We start from the raw sequence: 21,426 nt of genomic DNA on the forward strand, positions 1-21,426 counted from the left end.
GCCGCCCCGCACAGGGGCGACGCCTGAAGCGAGCTAACGTAACGCGGATGCCAGCACAAAGGCCAAAAACACCGAACAACGACACATAACGCAGGCAAAACAAATCGCGGATGCCAGCGCAAAGCAAAAGCAAAAGCAAAAGCAAAAGCAAATCACGTACGCCCACACCGCAAAATCGCCATCGCCCCCGCGTCGCAGACAAAGCACCCCCGCACCAACATCAAAACCAAAAAAATCAAAACCCACTCAACACAAGCTTCCCAATCGCCCGCCCCTCTTCCAGCAACTGATGCGCGCGCCGCAAATTCCCCGCATTGATCTTGCCAAGATCCTCACCCACCGTCGTGCGCAAAGTCCCGGCATCGATCAACCGCGCCACCTCAGTCAGAAGCTTATGCTGCTCGATCATATCGGGCGTCCCGAACATCGACCGCGTGAACATGAACTCCCAATGAAACGCGGCGCTCTTCGCCTTCAGAAGCTCGACGGGCACAGGCCTCGCATTCTCGACAATCGTCGCAATCCCACCCTGCGGCTTGATCACTGCAGCAGCCGCCGGAAAATGCCGATCGGTGTCGTTGAACATCAACACATAGTCGACCTGCTCAAAACCGATCTGCTTCAACTGCGCCGGCATATCGCCAAAATGATCGACGATATGATCCGCGCCCAACTCCTTCGCCCATTTCGCCGATTCCGGCCGCGACGCAGTCGCGATAACAGTCAGCTTCGCCAGTTGCTTCGCAAGCTGAATCCCGATCGAGCCCACCCCGCCCGCGCCGCCGATAATCAACACCGACTTGCCCGCATCCGCGCCCTGCGGCGATACGCCAAGCCGGTCGAACAGCGCTTCCCACGCCGTGATCGCCGTCAACGGCAACGCGGCCGCATGCGTGAAATCCAGCGTCGCCGGCTTGCGGCCGACAATGCGCTCATCGACGAGATGAAACTCGCTGTTCGCGCCCGGCCGCGTAATGCTGCCCGCGTAAAACACCGGGTCGCCCACCTTGAACAGCGTCACCTCCGGCCCGACGGCTTCGACTGTGCCCGCCGCATCCCAGCCAAGCACGCGCGGCCGCGTCTCGACCGTCTCCTTCGGCGCGCGCACCTTGGTATCCACCGGGTTCACGGAAATCGCCTCCACCTTCACGAGCAAGTCGTGGCCGGCCGGCTGCGGCTTGTCGAGCTCGATGTCGATAAGCGACTCGGGATTGTCGATAGGGAGATAACGGGTCAGGCCAACGGCTTTCATGACGGCTCCTTGATTCGTGTGACGTTTTTCGAAGATTTCGACGACAACGGCGGGCAACTCATCCGAGACACCGCGCCGATCGCGTTGACTCAACTGTAAGAAATTCTTTACGCTTCGAAAACCAACGTAATGACTGAAACATCTTCTGGAATTTCCGAATAATCAATGAACACGACTCCCCAGCCGTCAACCGATGAACGCGACCGCCTCGATCTGCTCGACGTCGCGCTGTTCGTGCGCGCCGCGCTGCTCGCCAACGTCTCGGCAGCGGGACGCGAGTTCGGGCTGTCGCCCGCCGTCGCGAGCGCGCGCATCGCCAGTCTCGAACGGCTGCTGGGCGCGCGCCTGCTGCACCGGACCACGCGCCGCGTCAGTCTCACGCAGGAAGGCGAAGTCTTCATGACGCGCGCCGAGACGCTGCTCGACGCGGCCGCCGCCGCGCGCGCGTCGGTTGGGCGCGGCCAGGCCGAGCCGCAGGGACGGCTGCGCGTGTCGATGCCGTCGTCGTTCGGACGACAGCACGTGTCGCCTGTGATTACGCAGTTTCTGCGGCGCTACCCGGGCGTGAGCGTCGATCTGCGGCTGACCGACACGATCGTCGATCTCGTCGATGCGGGCGTCGACGTCGGCATCCGGCTGGGCGCGCTGAAGGATTCGACGCTCATCGCCCGGCGGCTCGCAGCAAACCGCCGTGTGATCTGCTGCGCGCCGTCCTATCTGGCGAGGCACGGCGCGCCGCATCATCCGTCCGATCTCGCGCAGCACGAATGCGTGATCCTCGCCGATCAGCGCGACTGGTCGTTCGTCACGCCAGCGGGCCCGATGACCGTGCGCGTCGGCGGGCGCCTCGCGACGGATAACGGCGAAGTCATCCGCGACGCCTTGCTGGCGGGATTCGGCATCGCCTTGAAATCGACGTGGGATGTCGCGCCGTATCTGCGCAGCGGCGAACTGGTGACGGTGCTCGACGCGTATCCGCTCGGAGAAACGGTCGCGATCTGGGCGGTCTATCCGTCGCGCGCCTTCGTGCCGCCGAAAACGGTCGCGTTCATCGACTTCCTCGCCGCGCATTTCGGCGATCCGCCCTACTGGGACATCGAACTCGACCGCGACGCGAGTCAAGGCACGCGATCGTGATCGTGTGACGGGCCGTTGCGCGTACGTCGGTTTGCGGGTCAGCGGCGCTTGCCTGTTTCGCCGGAATTCTCGTTGGCGTGCGCATCGTTTTGCGTGCGTTCCTGATACTCGTCGCCGCCGCGCCGGTCGGTATCTTCAAGTCCTCGCTCCAGATCGCGATGCGCCTGCTTGCCGACGCCGCGCGGCTCATGCTCCTGCTGCGAATCCGTGCTCTGATCTGCTTCATGCGGCAACGGCGCAGCCTGCTCGTCGAACGGCCGCTTCGGCACGTTGGACTGATCGTTTCCTGCAGGGCGCGCACTCTGCGCTTCGTGATCGTCGCCCGTCGCGTGTTGTTGCGATGTCTTCATGGTCCTCTCCCTGATGTGCTCACGATGACGCCGATGCGTCTCGTGCGTTGCCGCTTCGCGGCCAGCAGCCGTCAATCGCGCTCCAGCCTGCGCCGCATGGCGGCCGTGATGCGCTGCTTCGTCTTCGCGTAGTCGGCCCACGGGTCGCTTTTCAGCGCGTCGAGCCGCTCGTGCAAATTCGCGATGTTCCATTGATCGCCCGCCGTCGTACCGGGCACTTCGTCCCATGCGAGCGGCACCGACACGCCCAGCCCCGGCCGCGCGCGCAGCGAATACGCACAGACGGTGCTCGAGCCACGGTTGTTGCGCAGATAGTCGACAAAAATCTTGCCCTTGCGATTCTGCGCACCCATCTTCGCGGCAAAGTGCTTCGGCAGCGCCGTCGCCATGTGCTGCGCGACGGCTTGCGTGAACGCCTTCACCTCGTCCCAGCCGAGCTGCTTTACGATCGGCACGACGACGTGCAGTCCCTTGCCGCCGCTCGTCTTGCAAAACGACGCGAGGCCGAGTTCTGCGAGCAGTTCGCGCGTAAGCTGGGCCGCTTCGATCATCCGCTCCCAGCCGAGCGCGGGGTCCGGGTCGAGATCGAACACCATGCGGTCGGGTTTCTCGATATTCGCGGCCACCGCGTTCCACGTATGCAGTTCGATCGTGCCCATCTGCGCAGCGCCCACCAGCGCCGCTTCGCTTTCGATGGTCAGCAGCGGCGGATGGTCCGGGTCCAGCCCCGGATGCTGCGTGATGTTGGGAATCGCGAGCTTCTGGCTGTGCTTCTGGAAGAACAGCTCGCCGCCGATGTCCTCCGGCGCGCGCACGAGCGCGACCGGCCGATCCTTCAGAAACGGCAGCATCCACGACGCAACCGACGCGTAGTATTCAACTAGCTCGATCTTGCGCGCGCCCGTGCTCCTGTCGATCACGCGGTCGGGGTGCGAGATACGCACGCCGGACACCGTCACGGTGGCGGCCTTGCCGGTCGATTTCGCCACCGCCTTGTCTCGCGATGCCGCGCCGCTCGTCTTCGCACGCTTCGTGGCGGGCGTCGGCTCGACATCCGCGGTCTTCGACGCGCGCTTTTTCGCCGTCGACGTCTTCGCCTGAGCGGCGCTTGTCTCTTCCGTCATCTGTTGCACGTCGGCTCCTTTGTCTGGCGCTTCGTGGACGATCTGCCTGGCGGGCTTGTCGTCGCGCAAGCCGACAAACGACGCCTGCCGCACGATGCCGTCACTCGTCCATTCCGCAAAATTGCATTCGGCGACGAGTTCCGGCTTCACCCAATGCACAGGCGTGCGGCTTCGTTCGCGCGGCTCGCTGGCAAACGGCATCTTCTGCGTTTCGCGTGCGTCCAGTGCCTTCTTGATCGAGCGCAGTCTGGCCGCGTCGAAACCCGTGCCGACGCGCCCCGCGTATTGCAACTTGCCCTTCGTGTCGTAGACGCCCAGCAGCAGCGCGCCGAATGCCTCGCGGCTGCCCGCCGGTTCCGAATAACCGCCGATCACGAATTCCTGACGGCGCCGGCATTTGAGCTTGATCCACGCAGGCGAGCGGCCCGACACGTAATGGCTGTCGCGCCGCTTGCCGATGATGCCTTCGAGCTGCATATCGCATGCACTCTTCAGCAACTGGCCCGCGTCGAAGCCGAAGTCTTCGGAAAAGCGCAGCGTGTCGTCGTCGACGGTATCGAGCAGCGCGCGCAGGATCGCGCGACGCTGTTCGAGCGGCACGCCGCGCAGGTCATAGCCGTTCAGATACGGCAGGTCGAACAGATACAAGGTGATGTCCTGCGGCCGGTGCGCGTCGAAGGCGTTTTGCAGCGCCTGGAAGCTCGGCACGCCGTTGCTGTCGAGCACGACGGCCTCGCCGTCGAGCCACGCGCGGTCCACGCCGATGCGCGCGATCGCCTTGACCTGCTTGCTGAACTTCGTGGTCCAGTCGTTGCCTGCGCGCGTGAAAATTTTCACGGCATCCTTCGAGTCGTGATCGATGCGCGCCAGCACGCGATAACCGTCGAACTTGATCTCGTAGACCCAATGGTCGCCGGTGGGCGCGCTGTCGACGAGCGTCGCCAGTTGCGGCTTGAGCGCCGACGGGAGCTTCGCCTCGACGGCGCCTTCTATCGACGGATGACCGGCCAGTTCGCGCAGCGATTCCGCGTTGCGCGTCGCGACGATGTCGGGGCGGTCGGCGGGGGTGCCCCTGGCCTTGCGCAATGCCGCCGCCTTCGTCGCCTTGACCGATGCGTTGGCGCGTTCCGCTCTGCTCTTCGGCTGGTCAGCGGCGGGCTTGCTGGAGACGCGTTTGCCGTTCGTGCCGCCGCGCGCCCCCGGCGCATCCGAGAGCACACTGCCCTGCCGCTCGTCGAGCACGTCGAAATCGGCTTCGCTGCGCGCAGCGTCGTCACGTTCCTTGATGAGCAGCCACTGCTCCTTGTCGCCGCTGCCGCGCATGTGGCTGCGCACCAGCGTCCAGCCGCCGTGCAGCTTCTCGCCGTTCAGGTGGAATTTGAGCTTGCCTGCCTGATACGCGTCACGCGCGCCCGCTTCGCCGCCCGCCGGTTCCCATGTGCCGCGATCCCATACGATCACCGAGCCTGCGCCGTAGTTGCCTTCGGGGATCGAACCTTCGAACGTACCGTATTCGAGCGGATGATCTTCGACATGCACGGCAAGCCGCTTGACGGACGGATCGAGGCTCGGCCCTTTCGGCACGGCCCAGGATTTGAGCGTGCCGTCGAGTTCGAGACGGAAGTCGTAATGCAGGCGTCGCGCGTCGTGTTCCTGAATCACGAACGACAAGCTGTGCGGCTTCGCGGTGTTTCTTGCGGCTGTGCTTGCACCCTTCGCACCCTTCGCACGCTTCGCGCGCGCAGCAGTCCCCGACGGCTCCGGCGTCTTATCGAAGCGGCGCTTGCGCTGATAGGTATCGAGCTTGTCGGCCATGATCGCTGTGCTCTTTGCGCCGCGAGACGTCTCCAGCGGCGCGATCCGTGTTCAGGCGGCGCGGCGCTTGCGCGCAGCCGTGCTGGTGCTCTTGCGCGCGGTGGTCCCCGCGCTTGTCTTCGCCACGGTCCCCGTCGTGCGGCGCGCCGCCTTCTTCGCGGGCGCGCGGCGTTTTGCGGGAGCCGCTTCCTCGTCGTCCGTGTCGTCGCTGGCCGCTGCACGCGTGGCGGGCTTGCCTTTGCCGCCGCGTCCGAGGCTGCGCTTGAGCAGATCGGACAAGTCGAGAATATCCGCCGACCGCGGCGCTTCGCGAGGCGTTTCGATATCCATCACCTCTTCGGTCTTGCCGGCCTGCACCTTCTTGTCGACCAGCGCGAGGATGTCGTCGCGGAACGTGTCCTTGTATTCGGACGGGTCCCATGTGTCGCTCATGTCGGCGATCAGTTTTTTCGCCATGTCGAGTTCGCGCGCCGTCACGCCTGTCTTCTTCGCGTTTTCGTCGGGCACCTTGAATTCGTCGAATGGACGCACTTCCGAGGCCCAGCGCAGCGTATTCAGCGCGAGCATCGGTCCGACGGGAATCAGCGCGGCCAGATGCTGCTTGTTGTGCATTACGACATTCGCCACGCCGATCTTGCCGGTCGCCTTCATCGCATCGCGCAGCAACGCGTACACCTTCTCGCCCTTGCGGTCGGGCGTGAGGTAGTACGGGGTGTCGAGATAAAGAAACGGGATATCGGGTGCATCGACGAACGCGAGAATATCGACGGTCTGGGTCGACTCGGGATTCGCCGCGCGAATTTCCTCGTCGGTCAGCACGACGTACCGGTCTTTCTCGTACTCGAAGCCGCGCACGATGTTCTCGCGCGTCACTTCCTTGCCCGTGCGCTTGTTGATCTGCCGATAGCCGACGGGATCGATCGTCCGCTTGTCGAGCAGATTGAAGCCGACCTTTTCGGACTTGATCGCCGGATACAGTTGCACCGGCACATGGACGAGACCGAAGCTGATCGCGCCTTTCCAGATCATATGAGCCATCGCGCGCTCCCGGGAAGTTGAACTCCGTACCAAGCAGCAAGCGTGCCCAGCGCCGATGCGGGCCGCTAACCACGCCCTGGCATGCCCGCGAGAGACGGTCGCGGCCGCGCGACGTCATCCCGCTGTAAGTCTTGCCTCAGAGGCGGAAAAAGCTACGGCTACGGGCACACTGCTTCAGGTCCGCGCTATCGGTCCGCAGATTTCACTCGACGGCGCACGGCACGGCCGCATAGCCACGAAAGCGCACGCGTCCGCCGCGCGTCGGCTCGCCGCTGATTCGATATGCAGGAAAGCGCCGTACGAAGCGTCCAATGGCGATGCGCGCTTCGAGGCGCGCAAGCGACAGTCCCGCGCACTGATGAATGCCGAAGCCGAACGCGAGATGCCGGTTCGGCGCGCGGCGGATGTCGAAGCGGTCCGGCTGCGCGAACTGCTCGGGATCGCGGTTCGCCGCGCCGATGCACAGCGTGACAGGTGTGCCCGCAGCCGCGGGCACACCGCCGATCTCCGTATCGATCATCGTCATGCGATTGCCGAGCTGGTTCGAGCTCTCGAAGCGCAGGCATTCCTCGACGGCGCTTTCGATCAGCGCCGGCTCGCGCAGCAACGCGTCGCGCTCTTCCGTCCAGACGCTCAGCGTGACGAGGCCGTTGCCGATCAGGTTGGTCGTCGTTTCGTGGCCCGCGTTCAGGATGAAGATGCAGTTTTGCAGCAGTTCGACTTCGGACAACTGCTCGCCGCCGCCCTCACCCTGTTCGCCCTGGATCAGGCGGGTGAGCACGTCGTGCTGCGGATCGCCGGGCGCAGCCCGGCGTCGCGCGACGAGATCCTTCAGATACGCGACGAACTCCGTCACCGCGCGATTACCGCGCTCGTGCTGCGCCGGCGTGAGCGAAGGTTCGAGCGCGCCGAGAATCGCAAGCGACCAGTCGCGCAACGGCTCGCGTTCGTCGTGCGGCACGTCGAGCAGATTGCCGATCACCTCGACGGGAATTGCCGCCGCGAAGTCGCCGATCAGATCGATCTCGCCGCGCCCGGCAGCGCGGTCGAGCAAGCCGTCGACGAGACGCACCAGCCCGTCCTCCATCGCGGCAATCGCGCGCGCCGTCAACGCGCCCGCGATCAGCCTGCGCACGCGCGTATGCAGCGGCGGATCGTTGAAGACGAGGCTCGTTGTGTGATGCTCGAAGAGCGGCGTGGCGCCGTACTTCGGCGCGAACTCGACTTTCTTGTCGGAGCTGAAGGTCTTCGGATCGCGATAGACGGCCTGCACGTCGCGATAGCGCGTGAGAAAAAGCGAGCCGTCCGGCATGCGCTTGACGGGCTCGTGCGTGCGCAGCGCGTGATAGACGGGGTACGGGTCCGCGTGAAACGACGTGTCGAGGTGTCGCAAATCGAACCGGCGCGCGATGTCGGCATCGTTCGACGTCGCGTTGGACGGGGTCATGGGTGTCTCCTTTTTGATCTTCGCCGCGAGCGCGGCTGAAACGTTTCGAGCCCTCAGTATGAACCATGCCGGCGCCGTGTTGCTTACCGCTCGTGGCGGAGCGAGACGCCGATGCGCGTCACGCCCGCCACGTCATGTCACGACTTCGCCGGGAATGGCACGAACGCCTTGCTGCAATCGACGGGCGACGCCTGCGCGCCCGCCGCCTGCGTCAATGTCACGCTGCTGCCTGCCCGCAACGGCAGCGTCGTGCCGCCTTCGCCAATCGAGAACTGTGCGTCCGCAACGGTCATGCTGAGCGGCGCGGCATCCGCCACGACGTTGTTCAGCGAGATCAGCAACGGATTGACCACGGCCGGACTCGGGAATCCAGCCGTTCCCGCCGACCAGCCCGATCCGAGCAGAACCGGACTGGTCGAATTGAAGCCCTGGAACGTGTAGTTCGACGCGTTGACGATGCGTATGCCGTCGAGCACGATGCCTTGCAGGTTCGGATACAGTCCGAGGCTCTTCGTGGGACTGTAGTACGGCGAGAAGATCAGCGCCTGCGGGTTCGACGTCTGGTTGCCCGTGCGAATGCACACGTTCGAATACCGGATGTTCGAGACGAGTCCGCCGCGGCTCCAGTCGGACTTGATGCGCAAGCCGTTGTCCGCACCGTCGATGCTCAGGTCGTAGACGTTCACGTTGCTCACGCTCGGGTACACGCCGCCCACGGGCGTGACGTCCGCATTGGCCACCCCGTTGTCCGACCCCGCCGATTCACTGCCGATCGACATCCCATGCCCTTCGTAAAAGCGGCTGTGCGCGACCGTGATGTTGTAGATGCGGCCGTTGACGGGCGCGGTGCCGCCTTTGATCGCCATGTTGTCATCGCCCGTGCGGATCGATGTGTACGCGATGAGCATGTTGCTAGCGTCGCCCGTGAGCTTGCCCGGGTTGCCTGGATTGCTGGTGATCGCGCCCGAGCTCGCGGGGTCGATGCCGTCGGTGTTCTTTGCATTGACGGTGCTGTACGGCACGCCCTTGTAGTTGTTCATTGCCTCGTAGGCCGCCGTCGGCGTGTAGATCTTGACGCCCCACGCAGTGAAACCTTGCACGCCGCTCGGCACGACGTGAAACTTCGGCGCGTTCTGCAGCGTCACGCGATACAGCGTGAAATTGCTGCCGTTGTTGATCTGGATGAGGCGCGGGTTGTTCTGCGACTTGTTCTGCACGACGTTCGCCTCATAACCGATGTCCCACCAGCTCATCGCGGAGCCATCGGCGCGCTTGAGCAGATTGGGATCGTCGCGCACGCTGCTGACCAGCTGGCTGCCGCCACGCCCGTCGATCGTGCCGTCGCCGACCACCGCACTGTTGCTCGTCCTGGCGGCCGTGATCAGCGCGTTGCAGCCGTTGTCGCTGGCAGTGATGAGGCCGCAGCTCGCCGTGCCCTGGGTCTTGTCGAACTGGCGCGGATCGCGCGACGCGAACAGGGTCACGCGTTTGTCGATCCACAACGTGACGCCGCTCGGCAGGTTCAGCGGGCCGGACAGGAACGCGTTCGCCCCGTTCGCGCCGGACGTCAGACGCACGACCTTGTTCGTCGAAAGGCCCGTGCTCGCGGCATTCGTGCATGCCGTCAGCGCGGCCTGGATACGCGTGGTGTCGGGGGCGGTGCTGGCGGCGTCGGCGCTATCGGGCAGCAGGCCGTTCGCCTGCGCTGTCAGCGTCGCGGGCAGCGTCTGACAGATTTGCGACGATGTCGGCAAGGTCGGTTCCGGCGGCAGCGCGACGTCGAAGGTCGTCGTGCCGACCTGGAAGCCCGGCGCGGGCGTGTCGCTGGCGGGTGTGGCGTCGGAGGCGGGCGTGGCATCCGAGGCCGGCTGATCGCCTGTCGGAGCGCTGGCGTCGCTTGCGCTGGAAGCAGCAGCGGGCGCAGCGGCAGCGTTGTTGACCACGTTGCCCCCCGACACGCCCGATGCGCCCGATGCGCCCGATACGGCCGATGCGCCCGGGCCCGACCCGCCTCCGCAGGCCGTGAGAACCAGCGCCGTCGACAACGACGCAAGCCACGCCGCTGCGGCCGCCCGCGCGGGTCGTGTTGGCGTCGATGCAAGATGTTCGATGTGAGTGCCCATGATCGCTCTGTCTTCCCTGGAGTTTGCTAAGTCGTGCAATCGCGTCTGCAGCGTTCCGACGAGCGCATCACGCTCGCCCGTCATCTGACAAGCCATTGATTTTTTCGAGGTGTTGTCAAACAACACAGAGAATATTAGCGATCCGAATCAATAAAAAACCATGTGGTAAACCCCGCTTGGTTCGACAATTCATTCCGTAGTACCAAGTGTTATTGGCAGCATATTTATGAGATAGCCTTGATCACGACGATCGCGTCCGTGAACCTGGAACGCACCGCGCGTCGATACCATCCGCAAGACTCACCGCCCTCGCCTGCGCGGCCGCATTGCACGGAACCGTTACAATGGGCGTTTCCCGTGCCTTCTTGCTGCTGTCCCTTTCCCGCGTCGACATGAATCTCGTCATCCAAAGCCTCAGCCCGCTTGCCGCCGAGCATCACAAGCCACTCATCGCGCTGTCGCGCGGCTCGAATCTCACCGTGATCGATCCGTGCGCGGTGCGCATCGAAACCGCCGACCTCGCGCAGCGCGCCGACCTCGACGTCTACTGCGCAACGCATGCGCTCGACTACGCGTTTGTCGAACCAGGCCAACGTTTGACCGACTTCGGCCTCGTCGCCATGGACATGGATTCGACGCTGATTACGATCGAGTGCATCGATGAAATCGCGGATTTCTGCGGGCTGAAGGCGGAAGTGGCGGCAATCACGGAAGCGTCGATGCGCGGTGAGATCAAGGACTTCAACGAAAGCCTGACGCGCCGCGTCGCGTTGCTGAAAGGGCTGGACGCGAGCGCACTCGAAAAGGTTTACGAAGAGCGCCTGCAACTGTCGCCGGGCGCGGCAAAGATGCTGGCGGGCGCGAAGGCCGCGGGCATGAAGACGCTGCTGGTGTCGGGCGGCTTTACGTTCTTCACCGACAAGCTGCAAGCGCGGCTCGCTCTCGACTTCACGCGCGCCAATACGCTGGAAATCGTCGACGGCAAGCTGACGGGCCGCGTGCTCGGCGAGATCGTCAACGCCGACGTGAAGGCGCGCACGCTGCGCGAAGCTTGCGACAAGCTCGGCATCGAGCCGGCCCGCGCGATCGCGATGGGCGATGGTTCAAACGATCTGAAAATGATGGCGGCGGCTGGCCTGTCCGTCGCGTTCCGTGCGAAGCCGGTTGTGCGCGAAGCGGCGAGCGTCGCGTTCAATCACGTCGGACTGGACGGATTGCTGCGGCTTTTCTGAGCCGGCGCGTTCGCTTCATAGGAACATAAAAAAGGCCCGCTCGAAACCGAGCGGGCCTTTTTGCTTCTGACTCGACGAAACGCTACACGCACGTCACGCGCGACGGGTTCAACCCAACGCGGCGAGGCATCGCTCGATATCCGCGCGCAGATCCGCTTCTTCTTCAAGACCGACGTAGAAGCGCACCAGCGTGCCGCGATGCGGCCATTGCGATTCGGTGCGCATCGACGCGACGTCGTACGGCATCGCCAGGCTTTGCGCGCCGCCCCAACTCCAACCCAGCGAGAACAGTTCCAGCGATTCGCAAAACCGGTCGATCTGTTCCGGCGTGTAGCGTGCGTCGAACACGACCGAGAACAGACCGCCCGCTCCCGTGAAATCGCGTTTGTAGAATTCATGACCAGGACAATCGGGCAGCGCCGGATGCAGCACCACGGCGATTTCCGGACGCGTCTTCAGCCACTTCGCGAGCTCGAGCGCGCTTTTATCATGCTGCTCGAAACGCACTTTCATCGACGGCAGGCTGCGCAGGATCAGCGAGCAATCGTCCGCCGACACGCCAATGCCCATGCGCATGCGCGCCAGCTTCAGCTTCAGATGCAGATCGCGATCGACGGTGATCGTCGCGCCCATCAGCACGTCGCTGCCGCCGGACTGGTACTTCGTGAGCGCCTGCATCGAAATGTCGACGCCGTGATCGAACGGACGGAACGAGAGACCCGCCGACCACGTGTTGTCGATTGCCGTGACGACGCCGCGCGCGCGGGCCACGGCCGTTATGGCGGGAATGTCGGACACTTCCATCGTCACCGAGCCGGGCGCTTCGAGCCAGATCAGCTTCGTGTTCGGCTGGATCAGGTCGGCAATGCCCGCGCCGATCATCGGATCGTAGTAGCGCGCGGTGATGCCGAAGTCCTTCGCGAGCCACTCGGCGTGATCGCGATTCGGCGAATAGACGTTGTCGGGGATCAGCACGTCGTCGCCCGATTTCACGAGGCCGAAATACACGTTCGAGATCGACGACAGGCCGGATGGCTGCAACAGCGCGTGGCTGCCGCCTTCGAGCGCGGCAAGGCGCTGCGCGAGCGCGATCGAGGTCGGCGTTGCGTGCAGGCCGTAGCGCCATTGCGCGTCGTTGCGCCAGTCGAGCGCGCGCATCGCCGCGAGGTCCGGGAAAACGACCGTCGAGGCGCGCGCCACGGGCACCGAGAACGATTCCCAGCCGGGCGTCAGCTGATCGTTCGGCTGGACGATGCGGGTCTGCAAACCGTGCTTTGGAGTCTTTTGAGTCATGGTCAAGGAAAGTTGGATTCGTCTGTGATGCGCGCGGCGCTTATTCGCCGATCGTCAGATTGCTCACGCCGTTGACGGGCTGGCCGCCGGTGCGCGGCTGCGGCGCGGACTGTTGCGTGGACTGTTGCGCCGGTTTCTGGGCCTGAACGGGCGCGGCCGACGGCGCTTTCTGCCCCGCTGCGAGCGGCCGCAACGAAAATTCCAGCGGATTGGAATCGTCGACGTTCATGCGCTCGCCTTCGATCGAGCCATCCGCGGCGAACTTGCCGACCCAGTTGCCCGTGATATGCGTGCCGTCGTTGGATTCTTCGACTTCGAGCGTGTCGCCGTCGCGGTCGCCCGCGATCAGGATGACCTCGCCCGTGTCGGCGAACTGATACTCGCCGTGTACGCCGGACGGGTCGTCGGTTTTCGCACCCAGCCGCAGCACGATCTGACGCTTGCCGAGCGTGCCCGCGTACTGCGGAAACTTCGCGAACTCGGGGCTCGGCTTGAGCGGCAGCTGGATCGGCGGCGGCGCCGCGAGTTGCTTGACGGCGTCGCTTTCCGCGTGAGTCGCGACGGGCATCGCCGCCGCGACGGCTAATGCCGCCGCCGCGATCATCGCGGGCCACGACGCCTTGTGTTTCGAGCTGGTTTCCTGCATCCGTTATTTCCTTTCAACCGGCATGACGGCGTTCTGCGCACGCCTGACAACGCCCGATACCTCGAGAACCCGCTGCGACGGGTTATACCGCAAGTTCGTTCAGCGACGGAGCGGCGCGACGCCGGGTCATCGCCGCCCCGTCCCGTCTCGCGAACGGATCAGATCCGTTCGAAGATCGCTGCAATGCCCTGCCCGCCGCCAATGCACATCGTCACGAGCGCATAACGGCCGCCGATACGCTGCAACTCGTACAGCGCCTTGACGGTGATCAGCGCGCCCGTCGCGCCGATCGGATGACCGAGCGAAATACCCGAGCCGTTCGGGTTCACCCGGGCGGGATCGAGGCCCAGTTCCTTGCTGACGGCGCAGGCTTGTGCCGCAAACGCTTCGTTCGCTTCGATCACGTCGAGATCGCCGACCTTCAGGCCGGCGCGCTCCAGCGCCTTCTGCGTCGCGGGCACGGGGCCGATGCCCATGTAATTCGGATCGACGCCCGCATGCGCGTATGCAACCAGCCGGCCAAGCGGCTTTGCGCCGCGCTTCTCGGCGACGCTGCGCTCCATCAGCACGACGGCCGCCGCCGCGTCGTTGATGCCCGACGCATTGCCCGCCGTGACCGTGCCGTTTTCCTTGGCGAACACGGCCTTCAGTTTCGCGAAGTCGTCGGCCGTCGCGTTCATGCGGACGTGCTCGTCCGTGTCGAAGACGGTGTCGCCTTTCTTCGACGCAATCGTGATGGGGAGAATCTGTTCCTTGAAGTAGCCGCTCTCGATCGCCTTCGCGGCGCGGCGGTGCGATTCGAGCGCAAGCGCGTCCTGTGCGTCGCGCGAGATGTCGTATTTCTTCGCGACGTTTTCGGCCGTCACGCCCATGTGGATCGACTGAAACGGATCGTGCAGCGCGCCGAGCATCATGTCGACGATGCTGGCGTTGCCCATGCGCTGGCCGAAGCGCGCAGACGGCATGATGTACGGCGCGCGGCTCATGCTTTCCGCGCCGCCGCCGATCGCGATATCCGCGTCGCCGAGCAGCACCGATTGCGCCGCCGATACGATTGCCTGCAAGCCCGAGCCGCACAACCGGTTCACGGTGAGCGCAGGCGCATGCTGCGCGACGCCACCGTTGAGCGCTGCGACGCGCGCAAGGTACATGTCTTTCGGCTCGGTATGGATGACGTTGCCGAACACGACATGGCCGACTTCGTCGCCGGCGACGCTCGCACGCGATAACGCCTCGCGCACGACGCGCGCGCCGAGATCCGTCGGCGCGAAGTCTTTGAGGCTGCCGCCGAAGTCGCCGATTGCCGTGCGCACGCCGCTCACTACCACCACTTCACGTTGCATCGCTTGCTCCTCTCTCTCGTCTCAGATGAATGTCATGCGCCCCGTTGAAGACGCGCATGACCTTGCCTTGCTGACCATACCCGAGTTGCCGGATTTCCGCGTTGAATCCGACGCCATTGCGCGGCGGTGCTGGCGACGCGCGCGCATGAGCATGCGCTCAGGCGCCGAGAAGCCTTTCGACCGTCGCGCGATCGGGAATCGGCGCGACGGCGCCGAAGCCTTGCGTCGACAGCGCGGCCGCGACATTCGCGTAGCGCGCCGCCTGGAAGGGATCGTCGCCCGCAGCGATGCGCGCGATGAACGCGCCGCCGAAGCAGTCGCCCGCGCCAGTCGCATCGACGGCATGGACGACGTGGCCGGGCACGACACGCCGCTCGTCGGGCGTCGCGATATAGGAGCCTTCCTTGCCGAGTTTCAGCGCGACGACGCGCGGCCCTTGCGCGAGCAGAAAATCGACGATGTCGTCGCGCTCCGTCAAACCCGTCAGTTCAGTGACGTCGTCCCAACTGGGCAGGCAGATGTCCGTCTGACGGATCGCTTCGAGCATCACGGCGCGCGCCCGCGCGAGCGGCCACAGCTTGAGGCGCAGATTGGTGTCGAAGCTCACCAGCACGTCGTTCGCGCGCGCGTGCGCGATCGCGGCGAGCGCCGCGTCACACGCGCTCACGCTGATCGCGAGACTGATGCCCGACAGATGGATGACCTTCGCGGCGGCGATTGCGTCGAGCGGCAGATCGCGCGGCGCGTAGCGGCTCGCCGCCGAACCCGCGCGCAGATAGTCGAACTGATGGCCGGACGGACCGTGCGACACGAAATACACGCCCGTCGGCGCCTGATCGTCGACGCGCACGAACGCGGTATCCACCTGCTCGCGCTGCCACAGATCGAGCAGCAAACGCCCGAACGGATCACTGCCGACAGCCGATACGAAACCCGTCGACGCCCCTTGTCGCGCGGCCGCGATGCAGAAGTTCGACGTGTCGCCGCCGAAGCCTTGCAAATAAGTGGGCTGGTTGATTCCGGACTGGTTGAATTCGACCATGGCCTCGCCGAGCGCGAGGATGGACGGTGTGTTCGAGGGCATGGCCTAGACCTCGCCCCACAGGTCGTGGCCGTCGGCACCCGTGATCTTCACCGACACGAAATCGCCGACCTTGTAACGCTTCGACGCCTTGGTCGCCGGCGCGATATAAACGACGCCGTCGATCTCCGGCGCATCCGCCGCCGTGCGGCCGACGCCGCCATCGGCATTGATCTCGTCGACCAGCACCTTCAGCGTCTTGCCGACCTTGCGCGCGATGCGCTTCGCCGAGACTTCTTCCGCCACTTCCATGAAGCGCGCGCGACGCGCCTCGCGGACTTCATCGGGCAACGCGCCGTCGAGTTCATTGGCACCCGCGCCTTCGACGGGCGAATACGCGAAGCAGCCGACGCGATCGAGTTCCGCCTCGCGGATGAAGTCGAGCAGCGTTTCGAACTGTTCTTCCGTTTCGCCGGGGAAGCCCGCAATAAAGGTGCTGCGAATGGTCAGGTCCGGACAGATTTCGCGCCAAGCGCGCACGCGCTCGAGCACTTTCTCCGCGTTTGCGGGACGCTTCATGCGCTTGAGCACTTCGGGGTGCGCATGCTGGAACGGCACGTCGAGATACGGCAGCACATGGCCCTTGAGCGGACCTTCCGCCATCATTGGAATCACTTCGTCGACGCTCGGATATGGATAGACGTAATGCAGACGCACCCACGCGCCGTACTGCGCGGCGAGTTCGCCGAGCGCGCCGACCAGGTCCGTCATGCGCGTCTTGATCGGCTTGCCGTTCCAGAAGCCGGTGCGGTACTTGACGTCGACGCCGTAGGCGCTCGTGTCCTGCGAGATGACGAGCAGTTCCTTCACGCCCGACTTGAAGAGGTTCTCCGCTTCCAGCATGACTTCCGCGACGGGGCGCGACACGAGGTCGCCGCGCATCGACGGGATGATGCAGAACGTGCAGCGGTGATTGCAACCTTCGGAAATCTTCAGGTACGCATAATGGCGCGGCGTGAGCTTGACGCCGGCGGCGGGCACGAGATCGACGAACGGATCGTGCGGTTTCGGCAGATGGCTGTGCACGGCCTGCATCACTTCGCCTAGCGCGTGCGGCCCCGTCACGGCGAGCACCTTCGGATGCACTTCTTCGATCAGGTTCGAGCCGCTCGCGCTCTGCTTGGCGCCGAGGCAGCCGGTGACGATCACCTTGCCGTTTTCCGTGAGCGCTTCGCCGATGGCGTCGAGGCTTTCCTGGACGGCTTCGTCGATGAAGCCGCAGGTGTTCACGACGACGAGATCCGCGCCGTCATAGGTGCCGGAGATTTCGTAGCCCTCGGCGCGCAGCTGCGTGATGATCTGTTCGGAGTCGACGAGGGCTTTCGGGCATCCGAGGGAAACGAACCCGACCTTCGGAATCGAAGCGGTCGGCGCAGCGGGGGTCGAAGTCTGCGACATAGAGAATGGTCCGGCGAGAGCGATGAGTGACGCGATAGTTGAGGGCTTGGGCGTGCAGCCCGGGCGCCGGAATCGCGGCAAACGTGGGTGCACCGTGCGACGGTGCCCTCGTGGCGAGGACCGTCGCGAAATGGGGCCATGTGGATCTTGTGGGAAGTCGATTAGGCCCGCGCAAGCAACCTGGGATTATACCGTGAGAGCGGTCAAGCGGCGTACGGCGCGGCGGTTAGCGGAGATCGCCGCCAAAGCGCGCATGGAGAAAGTCACGTGGCCATCCGGCGCCCGTCTCACGAAGCAAGTTCGAACCTGAACTTCTTGCCGAGCGCATTCGCGGCGCTTGCCAGCGTTGTCAGCGTGAGGCTCGTATCGTTCTGATCCAGCAAGCGGTTCAACGCCGCACGGCTCGTATTCATCTTTGCAGCCATTCGGGTTTTGGTCAGATTCTGCGCTTTCATTTCCTGCTCGATCTGCCAGGCGATCACGCGCTTCATCGCCGTAGCCGTGACTTCCTCAAGCAGCGATTCCTCGGCAAGGAAATCGTCGAAATTTCCACCTACGTGCTTGCTTGTCATCACTCACCTCAAGAGACCTGACGCCCGCACAAAACGCCCGAACGCGGACACGCTCCAGGAGAAACATCGAGACGTGATTTAATCCGTTGGCGACAAAATGCCAACGGAAAATTGAATCGACCCATTCACCGAATAAAACCGGCTTTTCGTTTTACTGGTAGTGAAGTTCCATGACAAATGCTTGATCTCCGTAAAATACAAAACAGCCGCGCCGGTTTTTTATGCGGCCGCTTCTTGATGGGGACTCAGGCTTGTCGAGCTAGTCAGCGATATTCAATGAGAGACTCGAGTCACGGGTGAGGTCCGGACTAGTATTATTTCTTTTGATCAGCAGCCCATGTCAACACTAGCGGCTCTGATTTTATTTAGCTAAAAATCAGCAAACTCGAAATATCAAAAAATTAATCTCAATCAGATATTTCATGCCGATCAACATTTTGGGACTGCATGCCGCAACGTGCAGAAAATGACCAGGCTTAGCCAGACATCGACGAGAAACAGACGACCCTCTGCCCGGCGCGCGCCGCCGGGCAGATTCAATTATGCAGCCCGCTCGCGCAGCCTTTTACTTCTTCTCCGGCTCCGGATTTCCTTGCGGCGTCGGCTGCGTAAACGGGAACGTGCTGAACATCGTCTTCGCCTGGTTCTGCATCTGCTCCTGCATCTGCACGAACATGTTCTTCGATTGCTCGATGTAACTCGTCATCATCCCCTGCATCATCGGGGCTTGCATGTTCATGAACTGCGACCAGACCTCCGGATTCATCGTCTTGCCCTCGTACAGGCCCTTCGACTGATCCGCGAGTTTGCTCTGAATATCGATGAACGCCTGGATGTTCTTTTCCAGGTACGTGCCCATCATGCCCTGCATCGCATGCCCGTAGAAACGGATGATCTGCGACAGCATGATCGACGAGAACATCGGCAGGCCGCCACTCTCCTCCTCGAGAATGATCTGAAGCAGGATGCTGCGCGTCAGGTCTTCGTTGCTCTTGGCATCGATGACCTTGAAATCCTCCTGATCCAGCACGAGCTGCTTCACATCGGTCAACGTGATGTAAGTGCTGGTCTCTGTATCGTACAGTCGACGGTTCGGATATTTCTTAATGAGTCGTTCGGCTGTTTTCTTTGTAGTAGTGGTCATGTAACGCCTTTGAGCGCGAATGAAGCGCAGAAACGGCGTCCTGCCGAACGCACAGCAAAACGCTGCGCGTACAAGACGCCGCCGGAAACATCTGAACCATGCAACATCCTGCTTCGTTCGAGCCACCACGAACCAGGACGTCCACGGATCAGCCCATATGCAGGCCGCCGTTCAGCGAGAAGTCGGCCCCCGTCGAGAAGCCCGACTCGTCCGACGCCAGCCATGCAACGATCGACCCGATTTCATCCGGCGTGCCCAGACGGCGCACCGGAATCGTCGCGACGATCTTTTCCAGCACATCGGCGCGAATCGATTTCACCATGTCCGTGCCGATGTAGCCCGGCGAAACGGTATTGACCGTCACGCCCTTGGTAGCCACTTCCTGCGCGAGCGCCATCGTGAAACCGTGAATCCCTGCCTTCGCGGTCGAATAGTTTGTTTGACCGAACTGGCCTTTCTGGCCGTTCACCGACGAGATATTGATCACGCGGCCCCAGCCACGCTCGACCATGCCGTCGATCACCTGTTTCGTCACGTTGAACAGGCTGGTCAGGTTCGTGTCGATCACGGCCGTCCAGTCTTCATGCGTCATCTTGCGGAATACGACGTCGCGCGTGATGCCTGCATTGTTGACCAGCACGTCGATTTCGCCGACTTCGGCCTTCACCTTGTCGAACGCGGCCTTGGTCGACTCCCAGTCGCCCACGTTGCCTTCCGACGCAATGAAGTCGAAGCCCAGAGCCTTCTGATCTTCGAGCCATTTCACGCGACGCGGGGAATTCGGGCCGCAACCTGCGATCACCTTGAAGCCATCCTTGAGCAGACGCTGGCAAATGCTCGTGCCGATGCCACCCATGCCGCCCGTTACGTACGCAATTCGTTGTGACATAACACACACTCCATTATCGTTTTACGAGGCGCCAGCCGCCTCGTGCTTCGCCTTCCAATGTCCGATGCGCCCGCCGCGCCCAATGCGACCAGGCGCGCGAAAGCATCGGACCGCGCCGCGCCGCCAGTCGCCGTCGGGCGACACCGGCAGGCGCGGCGGCCTCCTTGTGAAACGACTGCTTACGGACGCTCGACCGCGAGCGCCACGCCCATGCCGCCGCCGATGCACAGCGACGCCAGGCCTTTCTTGGCATCGCGCTTCTGCATTTCGTGCAGCAGCGTGACGAGAATCCGGGCGCCGGATGCGCCGATCGGGTGGCCGATCGCGATCGCGCCGCCGTTCACGTTCACCTTCGACGTATCCCAGCCCATCTGCTTGTGCACGGCCAGCGCCTGCGCCGCGAATGCCTCGTTGATTTCCATCAGGTCGAGGTCGTTCACGCTCCAGCCCGCGCGCTCCAGGCAACGGCGCGATGCCGGCACCGGGCCCATGCCCATCACCTTAGGATCGACGCCCGCGTTCGCGTACGCCTTGATGCGCGCGAGCGGCGTGAGACCCAGTGCCTCGGCCTTCTTCGCCGACATCACGACCACGGCTGCCGCGCCGTCGTTCAGGCCCGACGCATTCGCCGCCGTCACCGTGCCTTCCTTCGAGAAAGCCGGCTTCAGGCCCGCCAGCGACTCGGCCGTGACGCCGTGGCGCACGAATTCATCCGTTGCGAACGACAGCGGATCGCCCTTTCGCTGCGGAATCTGGATCGGCACGATTTCATCATCGAAGCGGCCGGCCTTCTGTGCGGCTTCCGCCTTATTCTGCGAGAGCGCCGCGAACTTGTCCTGGTCTTCGCGCGAAATGCCGTATTCCTTCGCGACGTTCTCAGCCGTCACGCCCATGTGGTACTGGTTGTACACGTCCCACAGGCCGTCGACGATCATGCTGTCGATCAGCTTCGCGTCGCCCATGCGGAAGCCGTCGCGCGAGCCCGGCAGCACGTGCGGCGCCGCGCTCATGTTTTCCTGGCCGCCCGCGATGACGATGTCCGCGTCGCCCGCGATGATCGCGTTGGCGGCCAGCATCACGGCCTTCAGACCCGAGCCGCACACCTTGTTGATGGTCATGCCGGGCACTGCCATGGGCAGGCCGGCCTTGATCAGCGACTGACGCGCCGGGTTCTGTCCCGAGCCCGCCGTCAGCACCTGACCGAGGATGACTTCGCTTATTTGCTCGGGCTTGAGGCCCGAGCGCTCCAGCACGGCGCGGATCACCGTGGCGCCCAGTTCCGGCGCCGCAATCTTCGCCAGCGACCCACCGAATTTGCCGACAGCCGTGCGGGCCGCCGATACGATCACTACGTCAGTCATTTTCGTTTCCTCCGGAGGCTGCGGCGACATGCTCCACAGTACCCCGTCAAGTTGATAATCCGGTCAAGTCAGCGTTACTGCGATACAGCGTCTGTCTCACTCCATCCGTCGTCAGTCGTTTTCCGTCAGGGGGCGGTCGCTCTTTTCACGTCGACGGCGACCCTATCCGAATGATTCGGCC

General features: G+C 63.6%; 17 protein-coding genes. 2 read left to right on the forward strand and 15 right to left on the reverse strand.

Annotated elements, in window-relative coordinates; all coding sequences use genetic code 11:
- Positions 1–235 precede the first annotated feature (235 nt).
- Complete coding sequence (locus tag KFO72_RS32850; RefSeq protein WP_062915388.1) at positions 236–1,252, reverse strand: zinc-binding alcohol dehydrogenase family protein; 1,017 nt, start codon at positions 1,250–1,252, stop codon at positions 236–238.
- 165 nt (positions 1,253–1,417) lie between these two features.
- Between KFO72_RS32850 and KFO72_RS32855 the strand changes: the two genes are divergently transcribed.
- Entirely contained in the window at positions 1,418–2,389 is a 972-nt protein-coding gene (locus KFO72_RS32855; protein WP_225033845.1) for a LysR family transcriptional regulator, read from the forward strand.
- Between the two features lie 38 nt (positions 2,390–2,427).
- Here the strand turns inward: KFO72_RS32855 and KFO72_RS32860 are convergent, their stop codons facing one another.
- The 5 genes from KFO72_RS32860 to KFO72_RS32880 form a co-directional block, all read right to left on the reverse strand.
- Complete coding sequence (locus KFO72_RS32860) at positions 2,428–2,739, reverse strand: hypothetical protein (protein ID WP_054930436.1); 312 nt, start codon at positions 2,737–2,739, stop codon at positions 2,428–2,430.
- Positions 2,740–2,810: 71 nt separating this feature from the next.
- On the reverse strand, positions 2,811–5,678 hold the full coding sequence (gene ligD, locus KFO72_RS32865) for a DNA ligase D (RefSeq protein ID WP_225033846.1): 2,868 nt from the start codon (positions 5,676–5,678) through the stop codon (positions 2,811–2,813).
- A 51-nt stretch (positions 5,679–5,729) separates the two neighbouring features.
- The gene (locus KFO72_RS32870) at positions 5,730–6,716 is read right to left on the reverse strand and encodes a Ku protein (RefSeq protein ID WP_054930431.1); all 987 of its coding nucleotides are present in this window, start codon (positions 6,714–6,716) and stop codon (positions 5,730–5,732) included.
- A 202-nt stretch (positions 6,717–6,918) separates the two neighbouring features.
- Positions 6,919–8,163 carry a cytochrome P450 gene (locus KFO72_RS32875; protein ID WP_225033847.1) on the reverse strand — a complete coding sequence of 415 codons (1,245 nt, stop codon included), beginning with the start codon at positions 8,161–8,163 and terminating at the stop codon, positions 6,919–6,921.
- A 137-nt stretch (positions 8,164–8,300) separates the two neighbouring features.
- Entirely contained in the window at positions 8,301–10,286 is a 1,986-nt protein-coding gene (locus KFO72_RS32880) for a glycoside hydrolase family 28 protein (protein WP_225033848.1), read from the reverse strand.
- Positions 10,287–10,678: 392 nt separating this feature from the next.
- Between KFO72_RS32880 and serB the strand changes: the two genes are divergently transcribed.
- Positions 10,679–11,518, forward strand: a complete 840-nt coding sequence (gene serB, locus KFO72_RS32885; protein ID WP_225033849.1) for a phosphoserine phosphatase SerB — start codon at positions 10,679–10,681, stop codon at positions 11,516–11,518.
- A 108-nt stretch (positions 11,519–11,626) separates the two neighbouring features.
- Here serB and KFO72_RS32890 read toward each other — a convergent pair whose 3' ends face one another.
- The 9 genes from KFO72_RS32890 to KFO72_RS32930 form a co-directional block, all read right to left on the reverse strand.
- Positions 11,627–12,811, reverse strand: coding sequence for a cystathionine beta-lyase (locus KFO72_RS32890; RefSeq protein WP_225033854.1), 1,185 nt, complete (start codon positions 12,809–12,811; stop codon positions 11,627–11,629).
- Positions 12,812–12,851: 40 nt separating this feature from the next.
- Entirely contained in the window at positions 12,852–13,457 is a 606-nt protein-coding gene (locus tag KFO72_RS32895; protein ID WP_054930428.1) for a hypothetical protein, read from the reverse strand.
- A gap of 158 nt (positions 13,458–13,615) precedes the next feature.
- Complete coding sequence (gene bktB / locus KFO72_RS32900; protein WP_054930427.1) at positions 13,616–14,800, reverse strand: beta-ketothiolase BktB; 1,185 nt, start codon at positions 14,798–14,800, stop codon at positions 13,616–13,618.
- 157 nt (positions 14,801–14,957) lie between these two features.
- Entirely contained in the window at positions 14,958–15,884 is a 927-nt protein-coding gene (locus tag KFO72_RS32905; RefSeq protein ID WP_225033850.1) for a sugar kinase, read from the reverse strand.
- A 3-nt stretch (positions 15,885–15,887) separates the two neighbouring features.
- Entirely contained in the window at positions 15,888–17,279 is a 1,392-nt protein-coding gene (rimO, locus tag KFO72_RS32910; protein WP_054930425.1) for a 30S ribosomal protein S12 methylthiotransferase RimO, read from the reverse strand.
- 287 nt (positions 17,280–17,566) lie between these two features.
- On the reverse strand, positions 17,567–17,851 hold the full coding sequence (locus KFO72_RS32915; RefSeq protein ID WP_224102590.1) for a helix-turn-helix domain-containing protein: 285 nt from the start codon (positions 17,849–17,851) through the stop codon (positions 17,567–17,569).
- Positions 17,852–18,416: 565 nt separating this feature from the next.
- Positions 18,417–18,995 carry a polyhydroxyalkanoate synthesis repressor PhaR gene (phaR, locus tag KFO72_RS32920; protein WP_007742570.1) on the reverse strand — a complete coding sequence of 193 codons (579 nt, stop codon included), beginning with the start codon at positions 18,993–18,995 and terminating at the stop codon, positions 18,417–18,419.
- A 148-nt stretch (positions 18,996–19,143) separates the two neighbouring features.
- Complete coding sequence (locus tag KFO72_RS32925; RefSeq protein WP_054930423.1) at positions 19,144–19,884, reverse strand: 3-ketoacyl-ACP reductase; 741 nt, start codon at positions 19,882–19,884, stop codon at positions 19,144–19,146.
- Positions 19,885–20,063: 179 nt separating this feature from the next.
- Complete coding sequence (locus KFO72_RS32930; protein ID WP_054930433.1) at positions 20,064–21,245, reverse strand: acetyl-CoA C-acetyltransferase; 1,182 nt, start codon at positions 21,243–21,245, stop codon at positions 20,064–20,066.
- Positions 21,246–21,426: the final 181 nt, after the last annotated feature.

The organism is Paraburkholderia sp. XV (assembly GCF_020177535.1).
GTDB lineage: Bacteria > Pseudomonadota > Gammaproteobacteria > Burkholderiales > Burkholderiaceae > Paraburkholderia > Paraburkholderia caribensis.